Source organism: Pseudomonas sp. NY15364 (assembly GCF_048068235.1).
GTDB classification, from domain to species: domain Bacteria; phylum Pseudomonadota; class Gammaproteobacteria; order Pseudomonadales; family Pseudomonadaceae; genus Aquipseudomonas; species Aquipseudomonas mendocina_D.
Genome location: NZ_JBLUPX010000004.1, coordinates 104,813 through 117,031, shown reverse-complemented (window position 1 = coordinate 117,031; position 12,219 = coordinate 104,813). Strand labels below are relative to the sequence as shown.

Genomic DNA, 12,219 nt, shown 5'->3' with positions numbered 1-12,219 from the left:
TTCGCCATTCCCCTCTCGATCCGGGCGGCACAAGCCTTCAGTGAAGCAGATATAGAAGGGCAGTACCCAGCAGCATGCTGGCCAGCCCCATAAGGCGCAGTCGACGGTCGGGCAGACGAGCTGCCTGCATGACCGCTCCGCGCCAATGGCGCGGATAGAGGAAGGGCAGGATGCCTTCCAGCACCAATACCAGACACAACGCGATGCCGAGTTCCTGCCACATGATTCCCACAGACGCAAAAAAGCCGGGATTTTCCCGGCTGCCGCATGATACCACGTTTTACCTTGCGGTCACCCTGGCGACGCATCGCGCCGCCAGGGCTGCCGATCAACGCTTGGACTTTTCCAGGTAGCGGAAGAAATCGCTGCCTGGGTCCAGCACCAGCACATCACGCTTGTCAGCGAAGCTTTCGCGGTACGCCTGCAGACTACGGTAGAAGGAGTAGAACTCCTGATCCTGACCGTAGGCACGAGCGTAAATGGAAGCAGCCTGAGCATCACCGTCACCGCGCAGCTCTTCAGCTTCACGATAGGCTTCAGCCAGCAGTACGCGGCGCTGACGATCGGCGTCGGCGCGAATACCTTCGGCCAGCTCGCGACCCTTGGCGCGATGCTCGCGAGCCTCACGCTCACGCTCGGTGCTCATCCGCTCGAACACGCTGCGGTTCACTTCACGTGGCAGGTCGATAGCCTTGACTCGCACGTCGACCACTTCGATACCCAGCTCACGCTCGGCAGCGCGATTGAGAGTCGCGGTCACATCGGCCATCAGCGCATCACGCTCACCGGATACCGACTCGTGCAGAGTGCGCTTACCGAACTGGTCACGCAGCGATGCCTCCAGACGACGCGCCAGACGCTCGTCTGCCACTTGTTTCATACCAGACGTAGCCTGATAGAAACGCTCGGCATCCTTCACGCGCCATTTGGCGTAGGCATCGACCATCAGCGCTTTCTTCTCCAGGGTCAGGAAGCGCGAGGAAGTTGAATCCAGTGTCAGCAGACGACCATCGAAGATGCGCACCTGGTTGACGTAAGGAATCTTCACATGCAGACCAGGCTGCACATCAGGCTGAACCACGCGACCGAACTGCAGCAATACCGCACGCTCGGTCTGAGCCACGATATAGAAGCTGTTCCATGCCACCAGGGCCACAACCACGGCCACGATCAGGCCGATCAGGGACTTGTTGTTCATCAACGGCCCTCCCGGGTACGCAGATTACGCTGCGACAGATCGCCGCTCAGCGGCACAGCCGGATCACGCGTTGTCGTATTGCTGCTGTTGCTGGAGCTGGAGGAAGAAGCGCCACCACGGCTATCGATCATCTTGTCCAGCGGCAGATAGAGCAGGTTGTTCTGCCCCTTGTCACCGGTGACCAGAACCTTGCTGGTGTTGCTCATCACTTCCTGCATGGTGTCGATGTACAGACGCTCACGAGTGATCTCAGGCGCCTTGCGGTACTCGGTGACCAACTTGGTGAAACGATCCGCCTCACCCTGTGCACGAGCGATGATTTCATCACGGTAACCATTGGCCTCTTCCAGCAGACGCTGAGCCTGACCACGCGCTTCCGGAATGACACCGTTGGCGTAGGACTCGGCCTGGTTCTTCTCGCGCTGCTCGTCTTCACGGGCACGGATCACGTCATCGAAGGCTTCCTGAACTTCACGCGGCGCCGCAGCGCTCTGGATGTTCACCTGAGTGATGGTGATACCGGTCCGGTAGTTGTCGAGGAAACGCTGCAGGCGCTCACGCACCTCGCTGGCCATCAGTTCACGGCCTTCGGTCAGTACCTGGTCCATCTCGGTGGAACCCACCACATGGCGCACGGCACTGTCGGTGGCGTGCTGCAGGCTGACTTCCGGCTGGTCGACGTTGAGCACGAAGTCCTGCAGGTTGCTCACCCGGTACTGCACGGTCAGCGGTACTTCGATGATGTTCTCGTCTTCGGTCAGCATGGCGCCCTGCTTGCTGTAGGCGCGTTCACGCGTGACGTTTTCCTGGAACTTGCGGTCGATTGGCGGGAAATAGATATTCAGGCCAGGACCAACGGTCTCGTGGTACTTGCCGAAGCGCAGCACCACAGCCTGCTCCTGCTCATCCACCACATAGATCGCGCTGTACAGCCATACCACCGCCAACAGGCCAAGGCCGACGAACAGCAGGCCGAAGCCACCGCCGCCGCCACTGCGACCAGATTCGTCGTCACCACGTTTCTTGCCACCGCCAAACAGCCCATTGAGGCTTTCTTGCAGCTTGCGGAACGCTTCGTCGAGATCCGGCGGCCCCTGCCGGCCACCGCCTTTGCGGCCGCCCCAAGGGTCTTGATTGTTCGAGTTGCCACCCGGCTCATTCCAAGCCATAGCGTTCTCCGTACTGATAAAGCGAAGGCGCGCCCACGGCGCGCCGGCCAATGCTACCCAAAGCCCTATGGTGACAGCAAAGCCACTGTCCCAGGCTTTATTGCAAAGTATGTTGCTCGATGAAGGCCTGAGGCTCCAAACCTTCGCGACTCACCAGGCGATTGAGCTCGACTCGCGGCAAACGTACCGCCAGCAAGCTATGCCCCAACTCGTCATGCTCCTCGCTCTGCACTGCCCCCAACGCGAAGAACTGCGCACGCAGTCGCCCCAAGCGTTGCGGCAATTGCAGCGTAGCGACAAACAAATCTTCGCCCAACAGCTCCGCCACTGCCTGACGCAACAGTTCCAGGCCACGCCCCTCACGGGCCGACAACCAGACGCGCAGCGGCTTGCCATCAGCATCGCGCTGGATCTGCGGCTCGACACCATCCAACAAATCCAGCTTGTTGTATACCTCGAGCATCGGCAATTCGTGTGCGCCGATCTCCTTGAGCACGTTCTGCACCTGCTCGATCTGCGCCATGCGCTCGGGCTCATGGGCATCGATAACGTGCAGCAGCAGATCGGAGTTGCTCGACTCTTCCAACGTAGCACGGAAGGCTTCGACCAGTTTGTGCGGCAGGTGACGAATGAAACCCACGGTATCGGCCAGCACGATCGGCCCCAGGTCGTCGAGTTCGAGACGCCGCAAGGTCGGGTCGAGCGTGGCGAACAACTGATCAGCCGCGTAGACCTCGGAGGTGGTGAGGGCATTGAACAGCGTGGACTTGCCAGCGTTGGTGTAACCCACCAGGGAAACCGAAGGAATGTCCGCACGCCTGCGCCCACGGCGCGCCTGCTCGCGCTGACTGCGCACTTTCTCAAGCTTCTGCTTGATCTGGCGAATGCGCACGCGCAGCAAGCGGCGGTCGGTTTCCAGCTGGGTTTCACCCGGACCACGCAGACCGATACCGCCCTTCTGCCGCTCGAGGTGAGTCCAACCACGCACCAGGCGCGTGCTCATGTGATCGAGCTGAGCCAGCTCGACCTGCAGCTTGCCTTCATGAGTACGCGCGCGCTGAGCGAAGATATCGAGGATCAGGCCGGTACGATCAAGCACACGGCATTCGAAGGCGCGCTCGAGGTTGCGCTCCTGGCTGGGCGTCAAGGTGTGATTGAAGATGACCAGATCGGCCTCGGCGGCCTTGACCTGGTCGCGCAGCTCCTCGACCTTACCGCTGCCGATCAGGAACTTGGCCGTCAGACGACTGCTGGGCACACTGAAGAAAGCGACCATGTCGGCGCCTGCCGACATGGCCAATTCCTGGAACTCCTGGGGGTCTTCGCTCGCCTCGGAGTCTTGGCCTTCCAGATGAACCAGGATGGCCCGCTCACCGCCCTCATGACGCTCGAAGAACAATGCAGCCCCCTATCAGGCGTTACCCGGCTCGCTATCGCCCTGCTCGGCATCGCCAGCGCTTGGCAGGCGTACCGGACGGCTTGGCACGACAGTGGAGATAGCATGTTTGTAGACCATCTGGCTGACAGTGTTCTTCAGCAGGATGACGAACTGGTCGAAGGACTCGATCTGGCCCTGCAGCTTGATGCCGTTGACCAGATAGATGGAAACAGGGACGCGTTCCTTACGCAGGGTATTCAGGTAAGGGTCTTGTAGCGAATGCCCTTTTGACATGTGCCGCACTCCTTTCGAGGATCAATTTCAATAATTTTAGTAGGTAAACAATGGCTTCAGGCCGTCCCACCCCCAAGGATAGACGACCAGCGGCAAGGTCTCATTTCAATATGGAGACGCTTCCCAGGTATTTCAAGACGCGAGACAGATTGTCGCAGGCCAGGCTATCGAGCCAATGCACGTTCTCCCAACCGCGTAACCAGGTGAACTGACGCTTGGCCAATTGCCGAGTGGCGATGATGCCCCGCTCGACCATTTCGTCCCGGGACAGCTCGCCATCGAGGTATTCCCATACCTGGCGATAACCCACCGCCCGTATAGACGGCAATCCCGCGTGCAAGTCACTTCGTCTACGCAGGGCTTGGACCTCTTCCACGAAACCCTGTTCCAACATCACCCGAAATCGTTGAGCGATGCGGTCATGCAAAACCTGACGCTGCGCTGGTGCGATAGCAAGCTGAACAACAGTATAGGGTAATTGCCCGGCGCCTGATGTGCCCATATCGGGATTTCCTGCAGCCTGGCGCAGGCGATGTTCGGTCATGCTCATACCGCTAAGACGATAGACCTCGAGCGCCCGAGTCAGACGCTGCGGATCATTGGGATGGATACGCGCAGCGGACTGCGGATCGACCACTGCCAGCTCCCGATGCAGCACCTCCCAACCTTCGGCCGCCGCACGCGCCTCCAGCTCGGCGCGGATCGCCGGGTCAGCACTGGGCATATCGGCCAGCCCTTCCAACAAGGCCTTGTAGTAGAGCATGGTGCCGCCGACCAACAGGGGGATACGCCCGCGCGCAGCACTCTCAGCCATCGCGGCCAGCGCATCGGTGCGAAATTCCGCCGCCGAATAGCTCTCGGCCGGGTCACGAATATCGATCAATGCATGGGGAAACGCGTCCAGAACGTCGCGCTCCGGCTTGGCCGTGCCGATGTCCATACCGCGGTAGACCAGCGCCGAATCGACGCTAATCAGGTCACACGGCAATACACGCGCCAGCTCCAAGGCCAGATCGGTCTTACCGGCGGCAGTCGGGCCCATCAGGAAGATTGCAGGAGGAAGCGAAGACATCGATATGGCTCGAAACACGAAGAAGGGCGCCCCTGACTCAGGGCTTCATTCAATTACTGGCCGCGCATGAACAGCTTGTCGAGCTGATCCATGCTGAGTTGCGTCCAGGTCGGACGCCCGTGGTTGCACTGGCCGCTGCGCTCGGTCTGCTCCATATCACGCAGCAAGCCATTCATCTCGGGAAGGGTCAGGCGCCGGTTGGCGCGCACCGCGCCATGACAAGCCATGGTCGCCAGGAGTTCGTTGAGATGCGCCTGGATGCGGTCGCTGGTGCCGTACTCCAGTAGGTCGGCCAGCACATCACGCACCAACTGGGTGGCCTCGGCCTGTTTGAGCAGGGCCGGAATCTGGCGAATCGCCACGGTTTCTTCACCGAGACGCTGCAGCTCGAAGCCCAGGCGCTGGAACCATTCACCATGCTCCTCGGCGCAATCGGCTTCGCGCTGACTGAGGGCGATTGACTCAGGCACCAGCAACGGCTGGCCACGCAAACCTTCGCTGGCCATGGCATGTTTCAGGCGTTCGTAGGTGATGCGCTCGTGGGCGGCGTGCATATCCACCACCACCAGGCCCTGAGCGTTTTCGGCAAGGATGTAGACACCTTTGAGCTGCGCCACGGCATAGCCGAGTGGTGGAATGTCACCCTGCTCCTGCGGCATGGGCTGAACCTGGGCAGCCGGCAGTGGCGAAAAATACTCGCGATATGCAGCCTGGGCTTCACCAGCGGATACGCCGGGGTTACCGGCAGGCTGCTGATAACCAGCACCACTGCCGCGCCAGGCCGGCTGCGCAGTGGCCTGCGGGGTTTCAAGTATGCTGGCGGCCAGGCCCATCTCGCCTTGCGGGCCGAACTCCCCGGCGGCCTGGCCGGTCGGGCGCACCATGGGCGATATGGCCGCCGGGGCCGCCACCTGATCCTCCGGGCGCACATCGGCCAGGGCACGATGCAATGTGCCGTAGAGGAAGTCGTGAACCATGCGACTATCGCGGAAACGTACTTCATGCTTGGTCGGGTGAACGTTGACGTCCACCGTCGATGGATCGATTTCCAGAAACAGCACGAAGGTCGGGTGGCGACCATTGAACAGCACGTCGCGATAGGCCTGGCGCACCGCATGCGCAACCAGCTTGTCGCGCACCATGCGTCCATTGACGTAGAAATACTGCAGATCCGCCTGACTACGGGAGAAGGTCGGCAACCCAACCCACCCCCACAAACGCAGACCACTGCGCTCGATCTCGATTGGCAACGCCTGTTCGAGAAAAGCCGGCCCACAGACTGAAGCGACGCGGCGCGCACGACTGATCTCGTCGCCCGCCTCGTGCAGGGCGAACACGGTCTTGCCGTTGTGACGCAGGTGGAAGCCGACATCGAAGCGGGCCAACGCCAGACGCTTGATCACTTCCTGCAGGTGATCGAACTCGGTCTTCTCGGCACGCAGGAACTTGCGGCGCGCCGGGGTATTGAAGAACAGGTCACGCACTTCCACCGAGGTGCCGACTGGATGCGCGGCAGGCTGTATCCGCGGCTCCATGTCACGGCCTTCGGTTTCCACCTGCCAGGCCTGCTCGGCATCTGCGGTACGCGAAGTCAGGGTCAGGCGCGACACCGAACTGATCGACGCTAACGCCTCACCACGAAAGCCCATGCTGAGCACGGCTTCGAGGTCTTCCAACTCACGGATCTTGCTGGTGGCGTGGCGCGCCAAGGCCAGCGGCAGGTCGTCCGGGGCGATGCCACCACCGTCGTCGCGCACCTTGAGCAGCTTTACGCCACCTTGTTCGACTTCGACATCGATACGCCGCGCACCGGAATCCAGGCTGTTTTCCAGCAATTCCTTGGCGACCGACGCCGGGCGCTCGACCACCTCGCCCGCAGCGATCTGGTTGGCCAGGCGCGGGCTGAGCAAATGAATACGGGACATGACACTCACTACTGGGCTGCCAGCGCTGTGGCGGGTATCTGCAATGTCTGGCCGACCTTGATCACGTCACCATTGAGCTTGTTGGCACTACGCAGGGCCGCAAGGCTGATCTGGTAGCGCTGGGCGATCAGCGCCAGGCTCTCGCCGCGCGCCACCACGTGCTCACGCGGGCCAGCGGCGATCTTGCCCTCGTCGCGCAACCAGGCGACGTAGGTGCCGGGTGGTGGGTTTTCGTGGAAGAACTGCCTGACCCCGGACGTGATCGAACGCGCCAGCGCCTGCTGATGGCTGGCGGTGTGCAGCTTTCTCGCCTCATTGGGATTGGAGATGAAGCCAGTTTCCACCAGGATTGAGGGAATATCCGGTGATTTCAGCACCATGAAGCCTGCCTGTTCGACACGGCGCTTGTGCAGCGGGGTGATGCCGCCCATGTTCGACAGCACTTTCTGCCCGACATTGAGGCTGGAGGACAGTGACGCGGTCATCGACAGGTCCAGCAACACACCAGCAAGCATCTTGTCCTTGTCGTCGAGGCTGACGTTGCCGGCGCCACCGATCAGGTCGGACTGGTTCTCGGCGTCGGCCAGCCAGCGCGCGGTCTCGGACGTAGCACCCCGTTCGGACAAGGCATAGACCGAGGCGCCGAACGCCGAGGAGCGCGGCGCCGCGTCAGCATGAATGGAGACGAATAGGTCAGCGCCTTTCTTGCGCGCGATCTCGGTGCGCTTACGCAACGGGATGAAGTAATCTCCCGTGCGGACCAGTTCGCCTCGGAAACCCTTTTCGGCATTGATCTGCCGCTGCAACTCTTTGGAAATGGCCAGCGTCACGTTCTTTTCGTACTGCCCCTTGACCGGCGACAGTGCACCCGGGTCCTCACCACCATGGCCGGCATCGATTGCGACGACGATATCGCGCTTGCCATTGGGCACGGGGGTCAACTTGGGTGGCGGCTGGGTCGGCGTGACCGGCACAGGAGGTTCGCTAGTAGCAATACTGGGCGTTTGCGTAGCGGGTGGCGCACTGCCCTGGTCGAACAAATCAACGACCAGGCGATGACCATATTGCTGATTAGGCGCCAGAGTAAAACTCTTCGGCGACACCGGCGCCGACAAATCGATGACCACGCGCAGGTCGTCAGCGCTGCGCTGAGCCGAGCGCACACCGGTGATCGGGGTGTTGGCCAGCGAAAGCTGCTCGAGATTGGTGGCCAGCTTGGCACCCGTGACGTCGATGACGATGCGATCAGGTGCGGCCAGGGTGAACACACTGTGCTGTACCGGCCCAGACAGATCGAAGACCAGGCGGGTATTGTCCGGGGCACGCCACAGACGCACGCTCCGTATATCGGAGGCAGCCAGGGCCTCGGCAGCCAGGGCCGCCAACAACACTCCCACAGCGGTAACCAGCGCGCCTATGCGCATAACCAACCCCATCGCTTCTTATTCATTGCTCGCTGCTCAGGGCCTTGCACCAGGCCTCCCCTCGAGTCCCATGCCCCTGCAGCAACAGCGAACGGCCGCTCGCTTGGGTGTCAATGGTAATGTCCAGGTCGGGCTTTGGCAAAATGCCTGCGCCACGCTGCGGCCATTCGATCAGGCACAGGGCATCCCCCTCGAAGTAATCACGGATGCCGAGAAACTCTAGCTCTTCAGGATCGACCAGACGGTAAAGATCGAAATGAAAGGCGCGCACGTCGCCAATTTCGTAGGGTTCGACCAGGGTAAAGGTCGGGCTTTTGACCGCACCAGCATGGCCCAGGCCACGCAAAATGCCACGTGAAAGGGTGGTCTTGCCGGCGCCCAGATCACCATGCAGATAGATAATACCCAGGCCACCGCTGATCTCGGCAATCCGCGCACCCAAAGTCAGCATCGCAGCTTCGTCAGCTGCTTCGAGTTTCACTTCACACAAGGACACAACTCCTCCAATAACTGACGAATGGTGCAAGGCAGATCACCAGCAGCCAGCCCGCGCCCCTGCGCAGCCAGCACCTCACCGGCCCGCGCATGCAGCCACACCGCCAGGCAGGCCGCATCATACGCTGCCATGCCTTGCGCCAGCAGTGCGCCGATCAAGCCAGCTAGCACATCTCCCAACCCCGCGCTCGCCATCGCCGGATGGCCGCGATTACATAACGCCAGGCGCCCGCCTGGTTCAGCGATCAAGCTGCCTGCGCCCTTGAGCACCACCACCAGCCCGAAACGTTGCGCTAAAGCTCGCGCCGCAGCCGGCCGATCCGCCTGCACGCTTGCAGTATCGGTGCCCAGCAAGCGCGCCGCCTCGCCCGGGTGCGGCGTGAGCACACCCTGACCAGGCGCGGTGACCTGGCCAGCAGCCAGAAGATTCAACGCATCGGCATCCCAGACCTGAGGGACATCGAGACCGCAGACCGCAGACAACAAACTGCGCGACCAGGCGCCCTGCCCCAATCCAGGCCCTACCACACAGACATCGGCGCGCTCGCTCAGTGCCAACAACTGATTGGCGGAAGCGATTGCAGCGCACATTATTTCAGGCCGCCGCACCAGGGACGCCGCAACGTGCTCGGGACGCGTCGCCAGCGATACCAGGCCGGCACCGGCGCGCAATGCGCTATCAGCACAGAGCAGCGCAGCGCCGCCCATGCCCAGCTCACCCCCGACCACCAGCAGATGACCGAACTGCCCCTTGTGCGCCACAGGCGAGCGGGCGCTCAACCGTGGGAGGTTGGCGGAATCGAGGCGCTGCGCCACGCTGGGCGCCTGGGCCGAAAGTTGAGCGTCGCCCTGCAGATCATCGAACTGCAGCTCGCCGCATAGCTCCGGACCAACTCCCGTCAGCAGGCCGAGCTTGAGGGCGATGAAGGTCACGGTCAGATCGGCACACACCGCCACACCGAGACACGCGCCGCTGTCAGCATTCAAGCCAGAAGGAATATCCACCGCCAGCACCGGCAAGCCACTCTGGTTGAGCATGCGTATCGCCTGGCCATAAGGCTCACGCACCGCCCCAGCCAGGCCCGTGCCAAGCAACGCATCGACCAGGATGCCAGCCAGTGGCGCGCATTCGCTCCACGGCAGGATATCCACGCCTGCACGCCTGGCCTCGGCACAAGCCTGAGCAGCGTCGCCACTCAGCGCAGCGGGATCGCCCACCGCCAGTACACGCACACGCCACCCGGCACGCTGAGCCAGAACGGCAATCAGGTAGCCGTCACCCGCATTATTGCCACGCCCAGCCAGTACGGTGATTTCGTCGGCATCCGGCCAGCGCCTGCGCAAGGCGCGCCAGGCCGCATGTGCCGCGCGTTGCATCAACTCGAAACCGGGCGTGCCGGCGGCGATCAGTTGCGCATCCAGCGCACGCACCTGTTCGGCGCTGTGCAGGCTCAACGGTAAAGAGGCGGGTAGATGCATGGCTCGCTCGCGGCGGATGTCTGGCAGAATTATACCCACGTCCATCGCCTGCGCCCGTCCCATGTCCGATCAAACCCTCGACCTCAACTCTCTGGCCCTGTCCATCAAGGACTGGGGACGTGAGCTGGGCTTTCAGCAGGTCGGCATCACCGATGTCGAGCTGGGAGAGCACGAGGCGCACTTGCAACGCTGGCTCGATGCTGGCTACCAGGGCGAGATGGACTACATGGCCGCCCACGGCAGCAAACGCTCGCACCCGGATGAGCTGGTGCCCGGCACCCTGCGCGTGGTGTCCCTGCGCATGGACTATCTGCCCGGCGATACGCAGATGGCCCAGCGCCTGCAGGAACCGGAGCAGGCCTACGTGTCGCGCTACGCCCTGGGCCGCGACTACCACAAGCTGATCCGCAAGCGCCTGCAACAACTGGCCGAACGCATCCAGCAGCAGATAGGCCCGTTCGGCTACCGCGCCTTCGTCGACAGCGCCCCAGTGCTGGAAAAGGCCATCGCCGAAAAGGCCGGCCTCGGCTGGATAGGCAAGAACACCCTGGTGCTCAATCGCAAGGCCGGCAGCTACTTCTTTCTCGGCGAACTGTTCGTCGACCTGCCACTGCCGGTGGACACACCGCATGGCAGCGAGCATTGCGGACGCTGCAGCGCGTGCATGGATATCTGCCCCACAGCGGCCTTCGCCGGCCCCTACATGCTGGACGCCCGACGCTGCATCTCCTACCTGACCATCGAACTGAAAGGCTCGATCCCGACAGAGTTGCGTGCGCCGATCGGCAACAGGGTGTTCGGCTGCGACGACTGCCAGATCGTTTGCCCCTGGAATCGCTTCGCTCGCCCCACCGAGCAGGGCGACTTCCAGCCGCGCCACGGCCTGGACAACAGCGGCCTGGCCGAGCTGTTCCTGTGGACGGAAGAAGAATTTCTCAGTCGTACCGAAGGTTCACCGCTACGCCGCGCCGGCTACGAGCGCTGGCTACGTAACCTGGCAGTCGGTCTTGGCAATGCACCCTCGACCATCCCAGTGCTGCAGGCGCTCAATGCCCGTCGCGCACACCCGTCGGAACTTGTGCGCGAGCATGTGGAATGGGCGCTGGAGCGGCACAACGCGCTGTAGCCCGGATGAATTTTCCCGGATTTCATCCGCGCTACACGAGTTAACGCCAGCACCGCGACAACCGCTCGGTGCGCGCGGCGCACCCTACGAGCGGGCTCATTTACACCTTGAGGAAATGCTTGCGGTAGTGACGCAGCTCGGCGATGGATTCGCGAATGTCGTCCAGTGCCTGGTGAGTGGCGGTTTTCTGGAAGCTGTCCTTGACCTCTGGCGCCCACATGCCGGCCAGGATCTTCAGCGTCGATACGTCCAGGTAGCGGTAGTGGAAGTAGGCTTCCAGCGCCGGCATGTACTTGTAGAGAAAGCGGCGATCCTGGCCAATGCTGTTGCCGCAGATTGGCGACTTACCCTTCGGCACCCACTGTTCGAGAAAGGCGATGGTCTGCGCCTCGGCAGCGGCGCTGTCGATCTTGCTCTCACGCACGCGCTGGGTCAGGCCACTCTGGCCATGGGTGCGGGTGTTCCATTCGTCCATGCCGGCCAGAGCCTCGTCGCTCTGGTGAACGGCGATCACCGGTCCCTCAGCCAGCACGTTCAGCTCGCTATCGGTGACGATAGTGGCCATCTCGATGATCACATCACGCTCTGGCTCCAGCCCGGTCATTTCCAGGTCGATCCAGATCAGGTTGTTGGGGTTTTGCATGGTTAGGCTCCTTGGC

General features: G+C 62.1%; 12 protein-coding genes. 1 reads left to right on the top strand and 11 read right to left on the bottom strand.

The genetic code is table 11. The features are described from left to right. Positions 1–37: 37 nt before the first annotated feature. The 10 genes from ACNFCJ_RS05280 to ACNFCJ_RS05235 all read right to left on the bottom strand — a co-directional run bounded on the left by ACNFCJ_RS05280 (position 38) and on the right by ACNFCJ_RS05235 (position 10,434). Positions 38–223: a DUF2065 domain-containing protein gene (locus tag ACNFCJ_RS05280; protein WP_003459207.1), complete on the bottom strand. Its 186-nt coding sequence runs from the start codon at positions 221–223 to the stop codon at positions 38–40. 105 nt (positions 224–328) lie between these two features. Beyond that, the gene (gene hflC, locus ACNFCJ_RS05275; protein WP_416770199.1) at positions 329–1,198 is read right to left on the bottom strand and encodes a protease modulator HflC; all 870 of its coding nucleotides are present in this window, start codon (positions 1,196–1,198) and stop codon (positions 329–331) included. Further along, on the bottom strand, positions 1,198–2,367 hold the full coding sequence (gene hflK / locus ACNFCJ_RS05270; RefSeq protein ID WP_106732514.1) for an FtsH protease activity modulator HflK: 1,170 nt from the start codon (positions 2,365–2,367) through the stop codon (positions 1,198–1,200). The genes hflC and hflK overlap by 1 nt, the downstream gene beginning before the upstream one ends. A 97-nt stretch (positions 2,368–2,464) precedes the next feature. Further along, entirely contained in the window at positions 2,465–3,766 is a 1,302-nt protein-coding gene (hflX, locus tag ACNFCJ_RS05265; RefSeq protein ID WP_416770197.1) for a ribosome rescue GTPase HflX, read from the bottom strand. A gap of 12 nt (positions 3,767–3,778) precedes the next feature. After that, complete coding sequence (hfq, locus tag ACNFCJ_RS05260) at positions 3,779–4,039, bottom strand: RNA chaperone Hfq (protein ID WP_147810276.1); 261 nt, start codon at positions 4,037–4,039, stop codon at positions 3,779–3,781. 100 nt (positions 4,040–4,139) lie between these two features. Further along, a complete protein-coding gene (gene miaA / locus ACNFCJ_RS05255; protein ID WP_416770348.1) occupies positions 4,140–5,111 on the bottom strand; it encodes a tRNA (adenosine(37)-N6)-dimethylallyltransferase MiaA in 972 nt (323 codons plus the stop codon). A gap of 53 nt (positions 5,112–5,164) precedes the next feature. Then, positions 5,165–7,045, bottom strand: a complete 1,881-nt coding sequence (gene mutL / locus ACNFCJ_RS05250; RefSeq protein ID WP_416770195.1) for a DNA mismatch repair endonuclease MutL — start codon at positions 7,043–7,045, stop codon at positions 5,165–5,167. Further along, positions 7,045–8,460: an N-acetylmuramoyl-L-alanine amidase gene (locus ACNFCJ_RS05245; protein ID WP_416770193.1), complete on the bottom strand. Its 1,416-nt coding sequence runs from the start codon at positions 8,458–8,460 to the stop codon at positions 7,045–7,047. Before ACNFCJ_RS05245 ends, mutL begins: the two co-directional genes overlap by 1 nt. A 22-nt stretch (positions 8,461–8,482) precedes the next feature. Further along, the gene (gene tsaE / locus ACNFCJ_RS05240) at positions 8,483–8,950 is read right to left on the bottom strand and encodes a tRNA (adenosine(37)-N6)-threonylcarbamoyltransferase complex ATPase subunit type 1 TsaE (RefSeq protein WP_416770191.1); all 468 of its coding nucleotides are present in this window, start codon (positions 8,948–8,950) and stop codon (positions 8,483–8,485) included. Continuing rightward, positions 8,938–10,434 (bottom strand): NAD(P)H-hydrate dehydratase, encoded by a 1,497-nt coding sequence (locus tag ACNFCJ_RS05235; protein WP_416770346.1) that lies wholly within the window; start codon positions 10,432–10,434, stop codon positions 8,938–8,940. Before ACNFCJ_RS05235 ends, tsaE begins: the two co-directional genes overlap by 13 nt. Positions 10,435–10,495: 61 nt before the next feature. Between ACNFCJ_RS05235 and queG the strand changes: the two genes are divergently transcribed. Continuing rightward, the gene (queG, locus tag ACNFCJ_RS05230) at positions 10,496–11,560 is read left to right on the top strand and encodes a tRNA epoxyqueuosine(34) reductase QueG (protein WP_296235784.1); all 1,065 of its coding nucleotides are present in this window, start codon (positions 10,496–10,498) and stop codon (positions 11,558–11,560) included. Positions 11,561–11,660: 100 nt separating this feature from the next. On the opposite strand, the gene orn is transcribed toward queG, so the two are convergent. Next, positions 11,661–12,203: an oligoribonuclease gene (gene orn / locus ACNFCJ_RS05225; protein WP_099522717.1), complete on the bottom strand. Its 543-nt coding sequence runs from the start codon at positions 12,201–12,203 to the stop codon at positions 11,661–11,663. Positions 12,204–12,219 lie beyond the last annotated feature (16 nt).

Excerpts from the sequence above, each read along its gene's own strand:
- queG (WP_296235784.1), top strand. The coding sequence starts at position 10,496 with ATGTCCGATCAAACCCTCGACCTCAACTCTCTGGCCCTGTCCATCAAG.
- hfq (WP_147810276.1), bottom strand. The coding sequence starts at position 4,039 with ATGTCAAAAGGGCATTCGCTACAAGACCCTTACCTGAATACCCTGCGT.
- ACNFCJ_RS05235 (WP_416770346.1), bottom strand. The coding sequence starts at position 10,434 with ATGCATCTACCCGCCTCTTTACCGTTGAGCCTGCACAGCGCCGAACAG.
- ACNFCJ_RS05280 (WP_003459207.1), bottom strand. The coding sequence starts at position 223 with ATGTGGCAGGAACTCGGCATCGCGTTGTGTCTGGTATTGGTGCTGGAA.
- orn (WP_099522717.1), bottom strand. The coding sequence starts at position 12,203 with ATGCAAAACCCCAACAACCTGATCTGGATCGACCTGGAAATGACCGGG.
- hflC (WP_416770199.1), bottom strand. The coding sequence starts at position 1,198 with ATGAACAACAAGTCCCTGATCGGCCTGATCGTGGCCGTGGTTGTGGCC.
- hflK (WP_106732514.1), bottom strand. The coding sequence starts at position 2,367 with ATGGCTTGGAATGAGCCGGGTGGCAACTCGAACAATCAAGACCCTTGG.
- miaA (WP_416770348.1), bottom strand. The coding sequence starts at position 5,111 with ATGTCTTCGCTTCCTCCTGCAATCTTCCTGATGGGCCCGACTGCCGCC.
- ACNFCJ_RS05245 (WP_416770193.1), bottom strand. The coding sequence starts at position 8,460 with ATGCGCATAGGCGCGCTGGTTACCGCTGTGGGAGTGTTGTTGGCGGCC.